This is a genomic window from Bacillus sp. FJAT-26390 (genome assembly GCF_001682865.1).
In the GTDB taxonomy this organism is placed as follows: Bacteria; Bacillota; Bacilli; order Paenibacillales; family Paenibacillaceae; genus Pristimantibacillus.
The window spans coordinates 177,814-197,347 of sequence record NZ_MAQX01000032.1 but is presented as its reverse complement, the minus strand read 5'-3'; the positions used below and the strand labels follow the sequence as shown (position 1 = coordinate 197,347).

Sequence of the window (19,534 nt, the reverse complement as noted above, 5' to 3'; positions counted from 1 at the left end):
GCATCTACCGCCCATAGGCAGAGTGTGCTGCTCATTAGCATTCATTGCGAGGTCAACTGCTACTTTTACCGGACACAAAAAAACGAGCCGCTAGAATCGCTTCTAGGGCTCGTTTCGCATGAGGCAGCGCCTCACTGGAAAAACAATATTATTTTACAGCTGCATCGTAACGTTTGCTAACTTCATCCCAGTTAACTACGTTCCAGAACGCCGCGATGTAGTCAGGACGTTTGTTTTGGTAGTTCAGGTAGTAAGCGTGCTCCCAAACATCAAGACCAAGGATTGGCGTTTCGCCTTCCATGATCGGGCTGTCTTGGTTCGGCAAGCTGTATACTTTCAATTTGCCGTTAGCTACTGCTAGGAATGCCCAGCCGCTGCCGAAACGAGTTGTAGCTGCTTTAGCGAAGTCTGCTTTGAACGTATCAAAGCCGCCAAGCTCGCTTTCGATTGCTGCTGCAAGAGCGCCAGTTGGTGCTCCGCCAGCGTTTGGTCCGATTGTTTCCCAGAACAAGCTGTGGTTAGCATGTCCGCCGCCGTTGTTGCGAACAGCCGTGCGGATTGCTTCAGGAACGCTAGCAAGATCGGAGATCAAGTCTTCGATTGATTTGCTTTGCAATTCTGGAGCGGACTCCAAAGCAGCGTTAAGGTTAGTCACGTATGCGTTATGGTGACGGCCGTGGTGAATTTCCATTGTAGTCGCATCGATATGCGGCTCAAGTGCGTTGTGCGCGTACGGCAATGCAGGTAGTTGATGTGCCATTTTTTACAGCCTCCTAATTATATGTAGTTATCCAAGTCCATTATCCCTTATCCGATTGAATAAATCAACATTATTGTTTCAAAAGTCGGAAGAGGGAGGGGCGGCAAACATACCTGCAATAGGGTAACACAGAGCCGAGCAAATTATTCGAAATAGTCACATAGAACCGTATCAGTTTACAAAAAAAACGATTAAATTGATGAAAGCGCTTAATATTAAGCGTTTTCAGGAGATAATCGATGATTTGTTTAATTTTTTTAAGGAATATTAAAGATACAAGCAGGATTTCGTTAAAATTTGTCGTAATATATTCTAAATGCAGTACTATGACATGGTATAGAAGGTGTAATTTAAATGAATGTTCGTTCCTTCCAGTTGTCCGATTACCGATCAATTACAGCACTACTCGAAGATGTTCTATCAGAAGAGTGCTACGAACAAACGATGGAGGCTTTTGCCCGCCAGTTGTCATGGGATAGTGATTTAGTTCTAGTCGCTGTCGAAAATTCCGAAATTGTGGGCATGATTATCGGTACGATTGATAATAACAAAGGTTATTATTATCGAATTGCCGTCTCTCCTCTCCACCAAAGGAAAGGAATCGGTAGAACGCTTATCCAGGCATTGCGCCAGCGTTTCGAACAGCGCCATGTCACAAAGATACTAATAACCGCGGACGAGCATAATGAACCGGTTCTGCCGCTGTATGAGTCAATGGGCTACGTAGCCAACGATTTTATCAGATCTTTTCAGAAACTGAGCATTGTTGCGGGTTAACGCGAACTTTACTGCATGTTAGATTGTACGCAGGGCATATCTGCATCGCCATTGCTTTTGGCGGTGAGATATGCTTTTCTTATTACTATACACTTAAACAAGGAGAACGGGATGGAACCATATCGGCACTGTGTCATCAAAAGCTTCAAGCATAACGGTCACATTCACCGTACATGGCAGCAGAATTGGCTCGTTCCGGATGAGCTGCGCGCTGATGAGCATAAGGCGGAGTCTATGTTCGTACTCATAAACCGCCAAACGCCGATTCAAGAGTCTGATGGCAAAGTGTGGATCAGCCGCGTTCCTGCAGTCTCCTTTTTTATACCTGGGCAATGGTATAACATCGTCGCTTTGCTCGAGGAGGGGGGCGTCCGCTATTATTGCAACATCGCCTCGCCGCCTTATTTGCAGGGGGATGTGCTCACTTATATCGACTATGATTTGGATGTTATCCGTACGGTAGACGGCGGAAGGTTCGTTGTCGACCAAGATGAATACGAGATGCATAAAGCGGCTTACCACTATCCGAAAATGGTCGACGATAAGGTGCAGGAGGGGCTTGAAGCTCTTCTGCGACGCATCGACCTCGGACAGCCCCCTTTTCAAGACCAACGCGTGACTCTTTATTATGAGGAATGGCGCAGACGAATGGATGAGGTGGAGCAATGAGCCGGATCAATCAGGATCATGAGGCGCGGGAGAACGATGCCGATATCGCAGCTAGCAACGGTTCTTCATGGCTGGCAGAGCTGCTGGATTGGACGAAAACATTAGTTTTTGCTTTTGCAGTCGTGATGCTACTGCATTTTTTTGTATTCAATCTCTCCAAAGTCGAGGGGCATTCGATGGAACCGACATTAACGGCCCATGAGTGGCTCTTTGTTAATAAAATCGTTTTTTTGGTCGGCAAGCCGAAGGTCGGGGACGTCGTTATTTTGAAGGAGCCGAATACAGGCGCAAAAGAAGAGAAGTATCTCGTGAAAAGGGTAGTAGGCGTTCCCGGTGACCGTATCGAGGTTCACAATGAGCGTTTATATCGCAACGGCGAGCTGGTGGACGAGCCATACACGGATTCTTTAATCGAAGATATGAGCTATGGGCCAGAAGTTATCGGCGAAGGGCATTATTTTGTCATGGGAGATAATCGCCATGCTAGAGCTAGCCTAGACAGCAGGACGTTTCATGCAGTGCCGGAAGAGCTGATTCGGGGCAGAGCCGATTATATTTTATGGCCATATAAAGAAATAAGAGGATTATAGCAGGTATACGCTTACGAAGTAGGTTTGCATCCGCAAACCTTTAAGGAGGGATCGACAATGAAGGACGTTACCATCTACACAGACGGAGCATGCTCCGGCAACCCGGGTCCGGGCGGCTGGGGAGCGGTGCTGTTTTTTGGCGTTCATCAGAAGGAGATTTCGGGCGGCGAGAAACATTCGACGAATAACCGCATGGAGATTCAGGCGGTGATCGAGGGTTTGAAGCTGCTGAAGGAGCCCTGTCAGGTGAAGGTGTATAGCGATTCGGCGTATGTCGTGAATTGCTTCCAGAAGGGCTGGATCAAAGGCTGGCTGCGCAACGGATGGAAGAACAGCAAGAAGGAGCCTGTTGAGAACCAAGAGCTTTGGAAAGCGCTTTGGGAGCTTATGCAGAGGCATAAAGTAGAATACGTAAAGGTAAAAGGCCATAGCGACAACGAATGGAATAATCGCTGTGACGAGCTCGCTCGCGCAGCGATTAAACGGTTGTAGCTCATGAATGATAGATGGGCAAAGTTGAAGGAAGAAATGGTGGAGGCTGCTCCAAGCCTAGGCATCGACAAAATAGGAATCGCGTCCGCTGATCCTTTCGTTTCATTAAAACAAATTTTGATTCGGCATCGCGAGCTGGGAAGAGAATCCGGCTTTGAGGAGCCTGATATTGAGAAGCGAACGGATCCCGCGCTGCTTTTTGACAATCCGCAGTCTATTATAGCGATTGCAATCGCCTATCCCTCCAAGCTGAAGAATCCTCCCAAGTCGGAGCCGGGAGCAAGGCGGGGCATTATGGCTCGCTCGGCATGGGGAGACGACTATCATAAAGTGCTGCGGGACCGGCTTGCGAAGCTGGAGGCTTGGCTGAGGGAGCGGGTGCCGGACCTTCGCGTAGAGAGCATGGTTGATACGGGTGCCTTGTCCGATCGCGCGGTCGCAGAGCGTGCGGGAATTGGCTTTAGTGCAAAAAACTGCGCAATTATATCACCTGAGCTTGGCTCATGGATTTATCTGGGCGAGATGATTACGAATATACCGTTCGCGCCGGATGAGCCGATTACGGAAAACTGCGGCTCCTGCACAAAATGCATTGACGCATGCCCGACGGACGCTCTAGTTGGACCAGGCCAATTAAATTCCAGCAGGTGCATCTCCTTCGTGACGCAAACAAAGGGTATGGTATCCGACGAATTCATGCGCAAAATCGGAAATCGGCTGTATGGCTGCGATACTTGCCAAACCGTCTGTCCGATAAACCGGGGTAAAAACTGGACGCACCAGCCGGAGCTGCAGCCCGACAACGAGCTTGCAAAGCCGCTGCTAATTCCTTTGCTTACAATAGGAAACAAAGAATTTCAAGCCAGATACGGAAGCACCTCTTCGGCATGGCGCGGCAAGAAGCCGATCCAGCGCAATGCGGTGATCGCGCTGGGCAACTTTAAAGACGCAAGCGCGGTGCCCGATTTGATTCGCGTGCTGGAGCAAGATCCGCGCCCCGTGCTGCGCGGTACGGCCGCTTGGTCGCTCGCCCGAATTGGCGGTGAGCAGGCGGAGGCGGCTTTGCTCGCAGCTTCAGGCAAAGAAAGCGATGAGGAAGCGCAGCAAGCGATAGCGAATGCGCTTGATCAAATCAACAAAGAGGCCGAGAAGAAGACGGAAGCAGGTGTCGCGAATGACTGAGCGGCTATACGCAGCCGAGTTGGATTCACCTATCGGGGTGATGACATTGACGGCAACGGACAAAGGCATTTGCCATTTGGATTTTTCCTCCTATGAGGCTGCCTTGGATAGGCTTCAACCGTGGGCGGTACGCCACTTAGGGCCGCATGCCGCTGACATTACGCTGGTGGATGCATCGTCGCATCCGCTGCTGATGGAAGCGGAGAAGCAGCTGAAGCTTTATTTTGCCGGGCAATTGCAGCAGTTTGATCTGCCTATTGAGATGTATGGTACGCCTTTTCAGCAGAAGGTATGGGCAGCCTTGCAGCAAATCCCTTATGGCGAGACGTGCACATACAAAGACATTGCGGTGATGCTGGGACAGCCGGGCGCGATGCGTGCCGTTGGCGGCGCGAATAATCGCAATCCGGTATCGATCATTGTGCCTTGCCATCGCGTAATTGGGGCAAGCGGGCAACTGGTCGGTTATGGCGGAGGGCTGCCGATTAAGATAGCGCTGCTTGATCTTGAGACCAGAGCCTAATACAAGCCGATTAGCTGTTTCAAAATGGTTGCAATTAGCGTTATGTTGTTCATTGCGAACACAAGGTGAACATGCTATCATGGGAACATTATACACAGCAGGAGATTTAGAAAGGGTCGGGTGGAACGTATGTCTTGGGTTAATATTGTAGTGCCGATTGTAACTTTAATTGCAGGAGCTGTAGGGGGCTTTTTTGTAGGCGTATTCTATCTGCGGAAGCAGCTTGAGAAGATGCAAAACGATCCGGAAATGATTCAGAAGATGGCTAAGCAAATGGGCTACAACTTGAATAAGCAGCAAATGCAAAAAGCACAGCACATGATGAAAAATCAAAAAATGCCTCGCAGATAAATAGAAGCGTGCGAGGACCGGAAGGAGTGTACAGAAATGGCGGGAAGGAAAGATTACGTCAATTCGAATGTGACGAGCAACCGGGAGCAGATTGAACATCATATAAGAGAAATTTTGAAGCTGGTTGGCGAAAATGTGGAGCGTGAAGGCTTGCTGGAAACGCCCGCTCGCGTAACTCGGATGTATGAGGAAATTTTTGCTGGTTATGAGGTTGATCCGCGCGAGGTACTTGGCGTCACATTTGATGAGCAGCACGAGGAGCTCGTCATCGTAAAGGACATCGTGTATTACAGTCAGTGCGAGCATCATATGGCGCCGTTTTTCGGAAAGGCACATATCGGTTACATCCCTAGCGGCAAAATCGCAGGGCTAAGCAAGCTAGCTCGCCTTGTCGAGGCGGTAACTCGCCGCTTGCAGGTGCAAGAGCGCATCACGTCGCAAATTGCGGATATTCTCGCTGAGGAGCTGCAGCCAAATGGCGTGATGGTCGTCGTGGAAGGCGAGCATCTGTGCATGTGCGCGCGCGGCGTGAAGAAGCCGGGCAGCAAGACGGTAACATCCGCAGTAAGAGGCGAATTCCGCAGCAATGCGGCGCTTCGCTCGGAGTTCCTTACTTTGCTCAAGCAATAAATAGCGCAATAGAAAGCCCGTTAGGAATCTCTCCTGACGGGCTTTTTTGATTTGCGCTTGTCAGAACGGCACCCAAACGAGCTTCCTCGCCTCTTCGAACCTTTCATTCACGTAAGACCAATGAACGACGTTCCACCAGTCCTGCACGTAGTCGGGTCGTTTATTTTGATGCTTCAAATAGTACGCATGCTCCCATACGTCTAAAGGGAGCAATGGGATGACATCCCATTGTGATTGGTTTTGATGCTTCTCTGCCGTCAAAATTTCTAGCCGCCTGCTGCGCGGGCTCCATACTAGAACAGCCCAGCCGCTGCCCTCGACCTTCGCAGCCGCTTCGCTGAACTGCTTCTTAAAGGCTGCAAAGCTGCCGAAATCATTTCGCAGCTGATTGCTGAGCGAGCCCATCGCCTCACCTTCGCCGTACGGTGACATGACGTACCAGAAGAGGGTGTGCAAATAATGGCCGGCACCATGAAAGGCGAGCTCGCGCTCCCAATGCTTTACGAGATCGAAATTACCGGTATTGCGCGCTGTCTGCAGCTGAAGCTCCGCGTTATTCAAGCCATCCACATAGGACTGGTGGTGGATGCGGTGATGGAGCTGCATCGTGTGCTCATCGATATAAGGCTCAAGCGCATCATAGGCATAAGGCAAGGGAGGCAGCGTATGGCCGCCAATCGGCACAACCTGCAGGAGCGGAGCGCGCTGCCGGCTGTTGCCGGGGCTATTCACAGCTTGCCGGTAGGCGCTCATTAAGCCGATGTAATAGTTTGATTCTCGGATCGAATGGGAAATGACAGTTTTGCTTAAAGTTGTCGATACAGCGGCTATGCGCTCAGTCAGTTGAGCGAGCTGATCGACATAGGTTCGTGATTGCTCAAGCGCAGCGTCAACAAGCGCATCAACGGTCTGTTCGATATGTGAGGGTAAGCGTGTCGGGTAGGGCACCCAATCATCCAGCCATTGATTCGTATAATGCGCAGTTTGCGAGAAGATGGGATCCCAGGACTCGAGAAGCTCTACATACTGGCTCTCCAGCTCAGGAGTTGCCTGTAAAATAACGGCGGCATGCTCTTTCTCCTGCAGCTTCCAATGCCGAACTAATTCCATCACGCGAACGGGCATGAGCGTTCCATAAACAAAAAGCACGACCATCGCCTCCTTTGTCGCAACAAGTGCATCTATGTTAGATGTATTCGTTGTGAAACGGGCTTATGTCGTGCTTGTTTGTTTTATCCTTTTTCTGCTTGCAGCTGCTGATCGACTTGGCTTAAAAATAGGGCTGCTCTCTGAATATATTCGCTCGGATGCACTTGAAACAGCAGCTCATGCTTGCCATCTTGCACGATCCATGAGCGGGAGAGAACGTTGCCTTGGCTTTCGGCAATAGCTTCAGCGGTCGTGAATGGCGCCTTGACGTCATTCGTGCCATGAATGATGAAAAGCGGTATATCATAGACATTCGAGATAACCTCGCTTGCCGGAATAGAACCGAAGCTTGTTCCCGTCCAAAGGGGAATCATCGACTCGATAAGCGGCAGGGAGAAGCGCGGCAGCGAGACAAATTGATTCAGGTTATCAAATAACGCCTCTGGGCTTGGAATAAATAAGCTGTCGAGTATCATCGCATCGATGTCATCGGTCTGGAGCGCAGCTTGCAGGGCGGTTCCCGCACCCATGGAGAAGCCCCAGACGACGATATCCTCAGCGCCGCGGGATTTGACGTAATCTACGGCTGCAAGCAGCTGCTGCGACTCCTCGAGGCCGCCGGTGGCCGGTGCCTTGTACTCCTTCGAGGCGTAGCCGTAATCAAACAACAATATATTATAGTTCAAACCGTGCAGCAGCTTCGAGAGCTCATACATCGGTACCCAGGATTCTTCACGATTAGCGCCATAGCCATGGCTGAAAACGACTGTGCGCGCCGAGGGCGCAGCTTCGCTCGCATCAGCTTCCGCCGGAATAAACCAGCCGCTGACCGTCGTATCTCCGCTTTTGCTAGGGAATACGACATCCTCATAGTTTAGGCCGATAGCCGCTTGCGGATTTGAGGATAGCGGTGCGACAAAAGGATAAGCTAGCATCCAAGCGACATAGCCATGAAAGATAATAACGGCAAGCAGGATCATAGCCGTGAGTGAAGCGATGGAGGCGACGAGCAGGTGCTTGCCGCGGCTTCTTGTTTTGCGAAGCTGGAACAGGTTGTCGGAATCTCCCAAAGGGAAGGGCTGAAGGTTCTGCGGAAATCCGCCTTCTAGTGGCAATGGTGTCATGATGGTCGTGCTCATGTCGTCGTCCTCCCTCTGCTAGCAGCTCTCTTGGATCTTTTGGCTCAGCGCTGAAAGCGCTTTTCTTTTCTAGTACTTTAATCGTAGTCCGGTCCTAGGAGCCTGTCAATTGATGTCGAGGTAATGTTAATCATTTGTAATATTGCTGTAATGTAAAGATCTTTTCTTTACGATGATGGAAGCGATGAGTTATACTGAATGAGAATCGGTTTCATTGGATGAAACTTTTGAGGAAGAGGTGCGGCTGCATGGAAGATGGAAAATCGACGGTTCGAGCAGTGGATCGAGCGCTTGATATATTGCTATGCTTTACTACGAAGACGGACTGGGCGATGACGGAAATTGCCGAACATGTTGGCCTGCACAAAAGCACGGTTCACCGGATGCTCGCTACACTCGAGGAGAAGGGCTTTATCGAGCGTGACCGCTCGACTGACCGTTATCATTTAGGTTTAAAAATGTGGGAGCTGTCCGCCAATTTGTCGCGTTCAGACGATCAAGCCACCATATGGCTGCCAGAGATGGAGCGGCTGCGCGACCAGCTGGGTGAAACAGTTAGCATATATGTAAGAGACGGCTCCGAGAGGATTCGCATGCAAGCGGTGCAGAGCAATCAGCCCGTGCGCAGAGTGGCGCCGGTAGGCGCAAGGCTGCCGCTGTATGCCGGTGCGTCCAGCAAGGTGCTCATTGCCTATTCCGACCCGCTTGTTCAGGAAAGCATCTTTGGAGACCCGGCATGGCTTTACTCCATCGATCTGGACCATTACAAGCAGCAGCTCGAAGAGGTTTGCTTGCAGGGCTATGCAACTAGCTTCGAGGAGCGCGAGACGGGGGCTGCAGCCTTGTCCGCACCCATATTTAACCGGACAGGGAAGCTGACAGCCGCGTTGTCTGTATCCGGCCCTGCAAGCAGGCTGACGATGGAGACGATGAGGGAATATGCGCCGGTTATGATGGAATCCGCCAAACGGATGGGGACTATGATTTTATAGCAATAATAAACGGCAGATCCGAAGCATAAAGGCATACTTCGGGTCTGCTGTTTTTTGTTCCTTAAACGTAAAAAAGAGCATTGCCGTCAGGACGGCAATGCTCTTCTCTTTTTGTACTTTTTCAGCAATTAAGCTGTTGTGTTCATGTTTGCGATCATTTGGCGAAGTACCGTTTGAAGGATACCGCCGTTGCGGTAGTAATCGACGTCAACCATCGAATCTAGGCGCACGATTGCAGGGAAGTCGAATGTTGTGCCGTCTTCGCGTGTTGCCGTAACGGTAACTTGCGCACCAGGCGTAACGTCATTGGACAAGCCAACGATGTCGAATGTCTCGCGACCCGTAATGTTAAGCGTCTTCCAGCCTTGGCCTTCTGGGAATTGGAGTGGCAATACGCCCATACCAACCAGATTGGAGCGGTGAATACGCTCGAAGCTTTCCGCGATAACAGCTTTAACGCCAAGCAGGTAAGTACCTTTTGCCGCCCAGTCACGGGAGCTTCCTGTACCGTACTCTTTACCAGCAAGAACGACAAGGTTTTTACCGGTTTTTTGATATTTCATCGAAGCATCGTAGATCGACATCACTTCATCCGTAGGCAGGTAAGTCGTAACGCCGCCTTCCGTTCCTGGAGCCACTTGGTTACGAATACGAATGTTCGCGAACGTACCGCGCATCATAACTTCGTGGTTACCACGGCGTGAACCGTAGGAGTTGAAGTCTTCGCGTTTAACGCCATTTTCGATCAAGTATTGGCCGCCTGGGCTGTTAACCGTAATGTTACCAGCAGGTGAGATGTGGTCAGTCGTTACGGAATCGCCCATAAGCGCAAGCACGCTTGCGGAATGAATATCTTCGATATCCGTTAGGTCAGGACCAAGGTTTTCGAAGAACGGCGGGTTTTGGATGTACGTCGATTTTGCATCCCACTCGTAGCTTTCGCCTTTAGGAACCGAGATCGCGTTCCAACGCTCATTTTGCGTAAATACGTTCTCGTATTTGTCGCGGAACATTTGCGGGTTAAGCGCAGCAGTCATCGCATCATTGATTTCTTGGGACGTAGGCCAGATATCTTTCAAATATACAGGCTTGTTGTCTTCCGTAAATCCGATTGGATCTGTAGTCAAATCGATGTTAGTTGTTCCAGCAAGCGCGTAAGCGATAACTAGCGGCGGTGAAGCCAGGTAGTTCGCTTTAACTTGCGCGTGAACGCGGCCTTCAAAGTTACGGTTACCGGAAAGAACGGCGGATACCGTCATATCGTTGTCTGCGATCGCTTTGCTTACTTCGTCTGGAAGCGGACCGGAGTTACCGATACATGTCGCGCATCCATAACCTGCAACGTGGAAGCCTAGCGCTTCAAGCGGCTCAAGCAGGTTTGCTTTTGTCAAATATTCCGTTACGACAAGCGAACCTGGCGTCAAGGAGCTTTTTACATAAGCAGGCTTCTTAAGTCCAAGTGCTACTGCTTTTTTAGCAACGAGGCCGGCACCGACCATAACGCTTGGGTTTGAAGTGTTCGTGCAGCTTGTAATTGCGGCAATTACGACTGCGCCAGTGCCCATTTTGCTCACTTGGCCGTCATTATGCTTAACCGTTACAACCTGATCGATTTTATCGTCAGTCAATCCGTATCCGCCTTTGTCGATCGGCGTGCGGATGATGCTGTTGAACGATTCTTTCATTGCAGTAAGTTCTACGCGGTCTTGTGGACGCTTCGGACCTGCAAGTGAAGGAACGATTGTGGAAAGATCAAGCTCAACGATGTCAGAGAATACAGGATCTGGCGTCTCGTCAGTACGGAACATGTCTTGTGCTTTATAGTACGAGCCAACAAGCTCGATAAGATCTTCCGAACGGCCTGTTTGGCGCATGTAGCTAAGCGTCTCTGTATCGACAGGGAAGAAGCCGATTGTTGCGCCGTATTCAGGTGCCATGTTGGCAACCGTTGCACGGTCAGCAAGGCTGATGTTAGACAAACCAGGGCCGAAGAACTCGACGAATTTACCAACAACGCCTTTTTTACGCAAAATTTGAGTAACGGTAAGCGCAAGGTCAGTTGCTGTTGAGCCTTCTGCCAGCTTGCCAGTCAATTTGAAGCCGATAACTTCAGGCATTACGAAGTATAGCGGTTGACCAAGCATACCAGCCTCAGCCTCGATACCGCCAACGCCCCAGCCGACAACGCCAAGACCATTGATCATTGTAGTGTGGGAATCCGTACCTACAAGAGAGTCTGGGTATACAACAGTTTCGCCGTCGATTGTTTTTGTAGCTGCAACGGATGCCAAGTACTCAAGGTTAACTTGGTGAACGATACCTGTGCCCGGTGGAACCGCGCGGAAGTTATCGAACGCCGTTTGTGCCCAGCGAAGGAAACGGTAACGCTCTTCGTTACGCTCAAACTCAACTTTCGTGTTGTACTCAAGCGCTTCAGGCGTACCGAATGCGTCAACCATTATCGAGTGGTCGATTACGAGATCGACCGGTACGAGCGGGTTGATTTTTTTCGGGTCTCCGCCAGCTTTTTTCACGGTATCGCGCATTGCCGCGAGGTCAACGACAACCGGTACGCCGGTGAAATCCTGCAATACGATACGAGCAGGGATGAAAGGAATTTCTTTATCTTCGCGTCCGTCAGCCCATGTAGCAAGCTGCTTTACATGTTCTGGCGTAATGGCGCGGCCGTCAAATTGACGAACAGCAGCCTCAAGCAATACTTTGATGGAAAAAGGCAGTTTCGAAATGTCGCCTAGTCCTTGCTCTTCAAGTCCGCCCAGACGGTAGTAAGCGTATGTTTTGCCACCTGCGTCCAGCGTTGTGCGAACCGAATAATGATTTTGTGTAGACATCGTCATTCTCCTCTTTGAATGTAGTTCGTGTTTCATTCTGTGAAACACAATTTCAAAATCGCTATATCTATAGTATATCGTTAAAATAGTCCTTCCGTAAAGTCCAATTATGTCCTTATGGGCCTGTAAATTGTGTGGAATCCATGAAGATGAATGTTACATGAAACGGAAGCTGGCTTCATATAATGAAGCAGTTAATCAGCGTTAGGCTAAAGCAGCTAGTTCTGCCAGAGGCTGGCTGCAGCCGTTTACGCATTGCATGCACGACAAGGTTAAGGAGGGATTGCTATGTCGCGTACGGGTAACGGGGGACAGGGTCCTCAAGGTCAAAAGCGCAGCTCAGCGCCGTCCAAGCCAGCAGCGCCACAGCGTAAGCCGCAGCAAAAAGTTGCGACACATGCTCTGCAAAAGCAGCCATCGCCTTTCGGCTTGCAAGCGGAGCGGCAAGCCGATGGCGCCGATCAAGCGCTGCAAAGCCTAGAGAAAGCGATGCTAGAGGCAAAACCAATCAAGCAGCAAACGTCTAAGCTGAATTCGCTTTTGCGTTCATCGGATTACGATCCATACTCGCAGCAAGGGAAGCTGCAAGGCTGGAAATCTGCCGTTCATCGCTATGTGAGCTTATACAATCAGGCAGAAGCGAATCAGCATGCCACCGTGCTGACCGATTATGTGACCGATGCCGATCACTGCGACCGGCTAAGATGCAGGCTCGAGCGTCTGCGTGAGCGTGATCTGCTTAGAGGCGCATTGCCGGCAGGCAGCGAGACTAAAGCAGAGATTATCCGTTTTAATGAATCATCCAGCGAAGTTTCAGTGCTCATTCGGCTTCACATCAAAAGAAGGATGGAGCAGTCTGGACGATTTTACATGGAGGAAAGATCCGAATTCGAACGTCTATGGCTTGGATCCTCGGGCAATGCCTGGGAAGTCCTGCGCGTAGAACCGATCATAGCGGAGCGCAGGCCGCGTTTTGGCACTGCTTCAGACAACTGGATGACCGTCGATGAGCATTCGGAGCTATTTGGCGATCTATCGTCACCGTCAACACCATACTTAAATTATGACCTATTACAGCAATTCAAACACCGACCAGCCGGCATTCGTTACAGGAGAGATTTGGTTGCTGCATATGCGGACCGTTGGTGGAATGAAGGCAACCCGTCGTATGAGCTTTTTGAGGTAAATTGTACACATTACGTGTCGCAGTGCATCTTTGCAGGCAATGCTCCGATGAACTATACTGGTAAGAGGGAAACGGGCTGGTGGTATAAAGGACGTAACAAAGGCAGCGAATGGTGGAGCTATAGCTGGGCGGTATCGAATGCTATAACGAATTATTTGACTGCTTCGAGGTCTTCGGGCCTGCGCGCGGAGGTTGTACAATCGGCCGATGAGCTGCAGCTTGGCGATGTCATCACGTATGACTGGAATGGCGATCATCGTTTTCAGCACAGCACAATCGTAACGGCCTTTGACTCGTTCGGCATGCCGCTAGTGAATGCCAACACGGTTTCCAGCAGGCATCGTTATTGGGATTATCGTGATTCCTATGCATGGACGGAACAAACGAAATATCGTTTTTTTCACATTGCAGACCTATTATAAATAATTGTACCGGAGGATATGCCATGGGGAGCAAGGTTCGAGTAGGTTTAGTTTACGGGGGGAAATCGGGAGAGCATGAGGTCTCTTTGCAAACGGCTTACGCAGTAATGGGTGAATTTGACTATAACAAATACGAAATCAAACCTTTTTATATTACAAAACAAGGCGAATGGAAAACGGGCGACTCGCTCCATGCCCGCCCAAGCAGCGTAGAGGAGCTCCGTTTTGGCGGGAGCGAGGCGAAGCAATCAGGCTTTGCGCTCGCCCCTTTGTTTGCGGGCTTAAACAAAGAAGCGTCTGCAGAGAACGAGACGCGTATTGACGTTATTTTCCCGCTGCTGCATGGTACATTCGGGGAAGACGGCACGATTCAAGGCTTGTTCGAAATGGCGAACATCCCTTACGTTGGAGCGGGCGTTCTCGCTTCTGCCGTTGGGATGGACAAGATTCTGATGAAAAAAGTATTCGCCCAAGAAGGTTTGCCGCAATGCGTATTCCGCTACTTCAACCGGACGCAATGGGAAAGGGATGCTTCCTTCTTCATTATGGAATGCGAGGTTTCGCTCGGCTATCCTTGCTTCATTAAACCAGCCAATCTGGGATCAAGCGTCGGCGTATCGAAAGCGAAAAACCGCGAAGAATTAGTTGCCGCCGTTAACTATGCCTTCCGCTTCGACCGTAAAGTAATCGTGGAAGAGTTCGTGGATGCCCGCGAAATCGAAGTAAGCGTACTGGGCAACGACGATGCGAGAGCTTCAGTGCCAGGTGAAATTGCGCCATCCAATGAGTTCTACGACTACAAAGCCAAATATATTGACGGTAAGTCGACTATGCAAATTCCGGCTATCCTGTCGCCAGAAATTACGGAGTCCATTCGAGAAATGGCTGTTCGCGCCTTCCAGTCGATCGACGGCTCAGGTTTATCACGCGTAGACTTTTTCCTTCGGAAAAACGATAACCAGATTTTCATTAACGAAGTCAACACCTTGCCAGGCTTCACCCCATTCAGCATGTACCCGCTCATGTGGAAGGAAACCGGCATTCCATATAAAGAGTTGTTAGACACATTAATTTCGCTAGCCCTTGCTCGCCACGCCGAGAAGCAACGCATCGATTTTACAGGCGACGCTACTTAGCAGGTTAAAGGACTTATAACCCATTCATAAATAGTGCGAGGAAAAAATCTTTTATTTATTGTTTTGGGATGATGGAACGTTGCTATGTGGCCGGTTAGCCCATAAAACGTAACGCTGAGCCAAAATAGATACATAAAGGAGTTTTTTCTTTCTTGTCCTTTGGACAAGCTGTTTGTAGACCTATTCGTCGCTGTTTATTTCGAGCTCGCTCAAGTCGGCGGATGGACCAGCAGCAATTAACGGGAAAAGCTCCAGCTAATTTCTTTAAAAAGAGGCTGAAATCCAATTTAACCGGAATTTCTCCAGCTAAAAATGTAGTTTCTCATCTCTATGAGGCACTTTTCGCCAAATTAGATGGAGGAATTCCCGCTAATCCATGGTACGATCCTATATTTGAGAATTTAACGGGAGTATTTCCCGCTAAATGGATATTCGATTGATTATCTGCTGTTTAAAGGGTGCGATGTTGGAAGCGTGTCTCATACGATAGAAAGTATGGAAAGTGCAGCAACGAATGGTGTTAAAGATGTTTAATGCTCTTAAAAGTAATATAGAAGCACAAACGTAAAGCGTGTCCCGCAGGGACGAAAGCGATCCACCGCCAATGGAGGTTTCCGAGCGCCGCACAAGCTCTAACGTTAGTCCAATTGCGGGAGTCCAGAGGGTGCAACCCTTGGGGCCCTCCCTTGGAAGGGAGGGTTTGGGTGGGTTCGAAAAGCATTTGAAGGTTTGGTAATGAAAGTGGCACAAACGTAAAGCGTGTCCCGCAGGGACGAAAGCGATCCACCGCCAATGGAGGTTTCCGAGCGCCGCACAAGCTCTAACGTTAGTCCAATTGCGGGAGTCCAGAGGGTGCAACCCTTGGGGCCCTCCCTTGGAAGGGAGGGTTTGGGTGGGTTCGAAAAGCATTTGAAGGTTTGGTAATGAAAGTGGCACAAACGTAAAGCGTGTCCCGCAGGGACGAAAGCGATCCACCGCCAATGGAGGTTTCCGAGCGCCGCACAAGCTCTAACGTTAGTCCAATTGCGGGAGTCCAGAGGGTGCAACCCTTGGGGCCCTCCCTTGGAAGGGAGGGTTTGGGTGGGTTCGAAAAGCATTTGAAGGTTTGGTAATGAAAGTGGCACAAACGTAAAGCGTGTCCCGCAGGGACGAAAGCGATCCACCGCCAATGGAGGTTTCCGAGCGCCGCACAAGCTCTAACGTTAGTTCAGTTGCGGGAGTCCAGAGGGTGCAACCCTTGGGGCCCTCCCTTGGAAGGGAGGGTTTGGGTGGGTTCGAAAAGCTTTTGAAGGTTGGGGAGTAGCCTTTGAAGGTTTGGTAGTGGCCACTGAAGGTTTGGTAGAAACTCCGTTGAAATTCCACTGAAAGGAGGGAAACAATATGGGTTTTGCGACTGAATTTAACTCCGTGTGCAAATTTAAGTCCGAACAAGAGCTGTATGAATTGTTGGAGTATGGTCGGGGCAAAATGATGAAGAGCGGCTTTCGCGTATTTCCGACGGGCCAGAAGGTTATTGCCTATACGCCAGCCAATGAGGCGATAGCGATTGTCCGCATTTTAGCTTCTATCGCGGAAATTAATTTCCAAGGCGAAGAAGTGACACAAGTGGAGATGGAGCTCGTGAGAAAGCTGACTGACGAAGAAGCAAAGGTTCAAACGGCGCTTGCCTTTGAAATGTTTTTTGGCGAGAGGGCTTAAACAATGATCGTTAGATTAGGTTTTGTCGCCATGAGCTTGCAGGTAGAGAATGCATCACCGTCCAGAACGATGACGTTCGCTAACTTCTCGAAGCTGGACGACCGCGAGGCGGGCATCCGAAAGCTGGAGCGTATTGCGGAGGAGAACCTGCGAAGCACGCTGCGCATTTTGAAGCATTGCAAAGCTAGCGGCATTCAAATGTATCGATTTTCGTCCAAGCTGATCCCGCTTGCTACGCATGAGAATTTGTTGGAATGGAATCCATTTGCGGCTCTAGCGCCTTCTTTTCAAGAAGTCGGCGAATACGCCCAGAAAAATGGCATTCGAGTGTCCTTTCATCCGGATCACTTTTGCGTGTTCAGCACGCCAAGGCCCGAGGTGCTCGCAAAGTCGGAGCTGGACTTGCTCCATCATACTCTCATGTTAGAGGCGATGGGGCTGGACGAAGCGACCAAATGCAACATACATATCGGTGGAGCATATGGCGACAAGGCTGTAGCTGGGGAGCGGTTCATCCGTCAATTCAGCGCCTTGTCGCCTCGTTTTAAACACCGGATCACGCTTGAGAACGACGACAAAACGTTTAACGCAAGGGAGACGCTTGAGGCAGCTGAGCAAGTCGAGGTTCCGATGGTACTCGATATTCACCATCATGCCGTGAATCATGGCGATGTCAGTGAGGACGAGCTTTACAACGGCATATGGCCGAGAATAGAGCGAACCTGGCAGAAGGAACGAGAAAGGCTGGGCTTTACAAGCGCTAGTCAGCTTCCGTGCAAAATTCATGCTTCCAGTCCCAAAAGCGTATCCGATCCCCGTGGTCATGCGGATTTTGTGGAGGCAGAGCCATTAGTTCATTTTCTAAGGCAGACGGCTCGCAGCACCGAATATTTGGACTGCATGCTTGAGGCTAAGAGCAAGGACGAGGCTTTATTCAAGCTCATGGACGATTTTAAGCAAATGGAACAAAGCGGAGCAGGTGTCAAAGTGTTAGATGGCGGACGAGTAGAGATTGACGCTCACCACTAATGATTGAATGTAAGCACCGTCAAGGCCAATCCTTGGCGGTGTTATTATATGTTTGCAGTCTCTCCCGCAGCAGTAACTCGAATATGGCTGAAAAAGGTGATCGCATCATGGAATGGATACTTCTAGTACTGCTCGGCGTCGTGGCGGCGATGTTCGGCAGCATTGTTGGACTTGGCGGCGGCATTATTATCGTTCCCGTACTCATGCTGATCGGACCTGTGCTGACGGGCGAAGCAATTGGGCACGCAACGGCTGTCGGCATTTCATTAACGGTGTTAGTCGTTACGGCACTTGCTTCAACACTGAGTTATGCCAAGCGGAAAATTGTTGATTTTCGCAGCGGCTGGTTATTTTTTATAACGAGCGGTCCCGCTGCCATGCTTGGCTCGGCAATGACAGGATTGCTCCCTGCCGGCGTGTTCCAGCTTGTATTCGGCGTTTTTATGCTGCTGATGGCATCGCTTTTGATCGCTCGAGACCATATGAAACCGTTTTCTAAACAATGGTCGACCGTTCGAACGATGACCGATGCATCCGGTGAGGAGCATACGTACAGCTATAGCATCGCTCCAGCGCTTTCCATTGGCTTTGGCGTAGGCTTGATCTCGGGTTTATTCGGAATTGGAGGCGGCTCGCTGTTCGTACCGCTTATGGTGCTGCTGTTCCGTTTTCCGCCGCATTTGGCTACGGCTACGTCGATGTTTGTCATTTTTTTATCATCTATTCTTGGAAGCGGCATGCATATCTATTTGGGAGAGACGGATTGGATGCTTGTGCTGGCTTTAGTGCCGGGAGCTTGGATCGGGGGCAAGCTAGGCGCTGCCATTGCTGTGAAAATGAGCGGCAAAGGTTTGTTGTGGCTGCTCCGAGTAACGCTGCTTCTGCTGGCCGCACAATTAATTATTGAAGGTGTTAGATCATTTTAATACTGTGAAAATAGTCTTATGCGAAACTTGAGATGAGCTTTATGCGTAATAGAAGATAACGTGGATACAACCGTTCGTAAATTTACATAGAGGGAAGAGTGATGGACCGTGAGTGACCAGAACAATGCTTCCGTTGTAGGCGGCAAAAGCTTTACTGCTGTCGCAATCAACTGCGCGTCGAAAGCAGGAGAATGGATTAAAATGAAGCTTGGCAATCATGCAAGCCTTGATATAAAGTACTCTTCACATGACCTTGTTACGGAAGTAGATAAAGGCTCGGAGCGCTTGATTAAAAATTTGATTTTGACTCATTTTCCCCGCCATTCCTTTCTTGGTGAGGAGGGTGTAGAGCCTGGGCCAGAGGCTTCTACGCGTGCGCTTGAAAATATTCGGGATGCTGAATACTTGTGGATTGTTGATCCAATTGACGGAACAACCAACTTCGTACACGGCTTTCCTTATTTCTGCGTATCGATTGCTCTTGCCCATAACGGCGAAGTTATCGTCGGTGTCGTCTACGATCCGATGAAGGATGAAATGTTTGTCGCGGAGAAAGGCAAGGGAGCCTATGTTCATGGTAAAAGGATGCAGGTGTCCAGCGATAACACGCTGCGTGACAGCCTTATTGCAACCGGATTCCCGGCCGATCACCATTATGCGCTACCGCTGAACTTGAAGGGCATACAGGCGATAGCTCCGCAGGTTCGCAATCTTCGTATGGCCGGCTCTGCCGCACTGCATATGGCATATGTCGCGTCAGGTCGCCTGAGCGGATTTTGGGAGATTGGGCTTAACAGCTGGGATTTGGCGGCAGGCTCCCTGCTTGTGCAGGAGTCGGGCGGCGTCGTAAGCAGCACGACTGGCGAGCCTTACGACTTGGGCGTTCGCAACGTCGTAGCGTCGAATGGACATATTCAAGAGGAGCTAATCGCAGCGTTAGCCGAAGCGGAAGCAAATAAGTAATGATGGAAGGACAACGTACTGCTTGCTGGCGGATACGCTGTCCTTCTTTGTCTCTAGTTATAGCTCAT

20 protein-coding genes are annotated in these 19,534 nt (G+C 50.0%); 16 read left to right on the top strand and 4 right to left on the bottom strand.

What is annotated here, in order from left to right:
• Positions 1 to 148: 148 nt before the first annotated feature.
• Positions 149 to 760: a superoxide dismutase gene (locus tag A7975_RS21795; RefSeq protein ID WP_053372738.1), complete on the bottom strand. Its 612-nt coding sequence runs from the start codon at positions 758 to 760 to the stop codon at positions 149 to 151.
• Positions 761 to 1,114: 354 nt separating this feature from the next.
• On the opposite strand from A7975_RS21795, the gene A7975_RS21790 reads away from it, so the two are divergent.
• The 8 genes from A7975_RS21790 to folE all read left to right on the top strand — a co-directional run bounded on the left by A7975_RS21790 (position 1,115) and on the right by folE (position 5,974).
• Positions 1,115 to 1,537, top strand: coding sequence for a GNAT family N-acetyltransferase (locus A7975_RS21790; RefSeq protein WP_053372737.1), 423 nt, complete (start codon positions 1,115 to 1,117; stop codon positions 1,535 to 1,537).
• Between the two features lie 111 nt (positions 1,538 to 1,648).
• Positions 1,649 to 2,206, top strand: coding sequence for a DUF402 domain-containing protein (locus A7975_RS21785; RefSeq protein ID WP_053372736.1), 558 nt, complete (start codon positions 1,649 to 1,651; stop codon positions 2,204 to 2,206).
• On the top strand, positions 2,203 to 2,796 hold the full coding sequence (lepB, locus tag A7975_RS21780; protein ID WP_063845943.1) for a signal peptidase I: 594 nt from the start codon (positions 2,203 to 2,205) through the stop codon (positions 2,794 to 2,796). Before A7975_RS21785 ends, lepB begins: the two co-directional genes overlap by 4 nt.
• Before the next feature lie 57 nt (positions 2,797 to 2,853).
• Complete coding sequence (rnhA, locus tag A7975_RS21775; protein ID WP_053372735.1) at positions 2,854 to 3,288, top strand: ribonuclease HI; 435 nt, start codon at positions 2,854 to 2,856, stop codon at positions 3,286 to 3,288.
• A gap of 3 nt (positions 3,289 to 3,291) precedes the next feature.
• Positions 3,292 to 4,470 (top strand): tRNA epoxyqueuosine(34) reductase QueG, encoded by a 1,179-nt coding sequence (gene queG / locus A7975_RS21770; protein WP_065386525.1) that lies wholly within the window; start codon positions 3,292 to 3,294, stop codon positions 4,468 to 4,470.
• A complete protein-coding gene (locus A7975_RS35510; RefSeq protein WP_053372733.1) occupies positions 4,463 to 4,993 on the top strand; it encodes a methylated-DNA--[protein]-cysteine S-methyltransferase in 531 nt (176 codons plus the stop codon). The genes queG and A7975_RS35510 overlap by 8 nt, the downstream gene beginning before the upstream one ends.
• A 129-nt stretch (positions 4,994 to 5,122) precedes the next feature.
• A complete protein-coding gene (locus tag A7975_RS21760) occupies positions 5,123 to 5,344 on the top strand; it encodes a YneF family protein (protein ID WP_053372732.1) in 222 nt (73 codons plus the stop codon).
• 36 nt (positions 5,345 to 5,380) lie between these two features.
• Positions 5,381 to 5,974, top strand: coding sequence for a GTP cyclohydrolase I FolE (gene folE, locus A7975_RS21755; RefSeq protein WP_053372731.1), 594 nt, complete (start codon positions 5,381 to 5,383; stop codon positions 5,972 to 5,974).
• 60 nt (positions 5,975 to 6,034) lie between these two features.
• Here the strand turns inward: folE and A7975_RS21750 are convergent, their stop codons facing one another.
• Together A7975_RS21750 and A7975_RS21745 are read right to left on the bottom strand one after the other, a co-directional pair.
• Complete coding sequence (locus A7975_RS21750; protein WP_369688948.1) at positions 6,035 to 7,129, bottom strand: Fe-Mn family superoxide dismutase; 1,095 nt, start codon at positions 7,127 to 7,129, stop codon at positions 6,035 to 6,037.
• Positions 7,130 to 7,206: 77 nt separating this feature from the next.
• Entirely contained in the window at positions 7,207 to 8,262 is a 1,056-nt protein-coding gene (locus A7975_RS21745) for an alpha/beta hydrolase (protein ID WP_065386524.1), read from the bottom strand.
• A 248-nt stretch (positions 8,263 to 8,510) separates the two neighbouring features.
• Between A7975_RS21745 and A7975_RS21740 the strand changes: the two genes are divergently transcribed.
• Positions 8,511 to 9,254 carry an IclR family transcriptional regulator gene (locus A7975_RS21740; protein ID WP_053372729.1) on the top strand — a complete coding sequence of 248 codons (744 nt, stop codon included), beginning with the start codon at positions 8,511 to 8,513 and terminating at the stop codon, positions 9,252 to 9,254.
• A gap of 128 nt (positions 9,255 to 9,382) precedes the next feature.
• On the opposite strand, the gene acnA is transcribed toward A7975_RS21740, so the two are convergent.
• Entirely contained in the window at positions 9,383 to 12,106 is a 2,724-nt protein-coding gene (gene acnA / locus A7975_RS21735; RefSeq protein WP_065386523.1) for an aconitate hydratase AcnA, read from the bottom strand.
• Positions 12,107 to 12,394: 288 nt separating this feature from the next.
• On the opposite strand from acnA, the gene A7975_RS21730 reads away from it, so the two are divergent.
• The 7 genes from A7975_RS21730 (at position 12,395) to A7975_RS21705 (ending at position 19,466) form a co-directional block, all read left to right on the top strand.
• Positions 12,395 to 13,714 carry an amidase domain-containing protein gene (locus tag A7975_RS21730; RefSeq protein WP_369688947.1) on the top strand — a complete coding sequence of 440 codons (1,320 nt, stop codon included), beginning with the start codon at positions 12,395 to 12,397 and terminating at the stop codon, positions 13,712 to 13,714.
• 23 nt (positions 13,715 to 13,737) lie between these two features.
• Complete coding sequence (locus A7975_RS21725; RefSeq protein ID WP_065386522.1) at positions 13,738 to 14,850, top strand: D-alanine--D-alanine ligase; 1,113 nt, start codon at positions 13,738 to 13,740, stop codon at positions 14,848 to 14,850.
• Positions 14,851 to 15,002: 152 nt separating this feature from the next.
• On the top strand, positions 15,003 to 15,290 hold the full coding sequence (locus tag A7975_RS33775; RefSeq protein ID WP_141680385.1) for a hypothetical protein: 288 nt from the start codon (positions 15,003 to 15,005) through the stop codon (positions 15,288 to 15,290).
• Positions 15,291 to 16,230: 940 nt separating this feature from the next.
• A complete protein-coding gene (locus A7975_RS21720; RefSeq protein ID WP_053372726.1) occupies positions 16,231 to 16,548 on the top strand; it encodes a hypothetical protein in 318 nt (105 codons plus the stop codon).
• A gap of 3 nt (positions 16,549 to 16,551) precedes the next feature.
• Entirely contained in the window at positions 16,552 to 17,577 is a 1,026-nt protein-coding gene (gene uvsE, locus A7975_RS21715) for a UV DNA damage repair endonuclease UvsE (protein ID WP_065386521.1), read from the top strand.
• A gap of 107 nt (positions 17,578 to 17,684) precedes the next feature.
• On the top strand, positions 17,685 to 18,503 hold the full coding sequence (locus A7975_RS21710; protein WP_065386857.1) for a sulfite exporter TauE/SafE family protein: 819 nt from the start codon (positions 17,685 to 17,687) through the stop codon (positions 18,501 to 18,503).
• A gap of 108 nt (positions 18,504 to 18,611) precedes the next feature.
• A complete protein-coding gene (locus A7975_RS21705; RefSeq protein ID WP_065386520.1) occupies positions 18,612 to 19,466 on the top strand; it encodes an inositol monophosphatase family protein in 855 nt (284 codons plus the stop codon).
• The last annotated feature ends 68 nt before the right edge of the window (positions 19,467 to 19,534 follow it).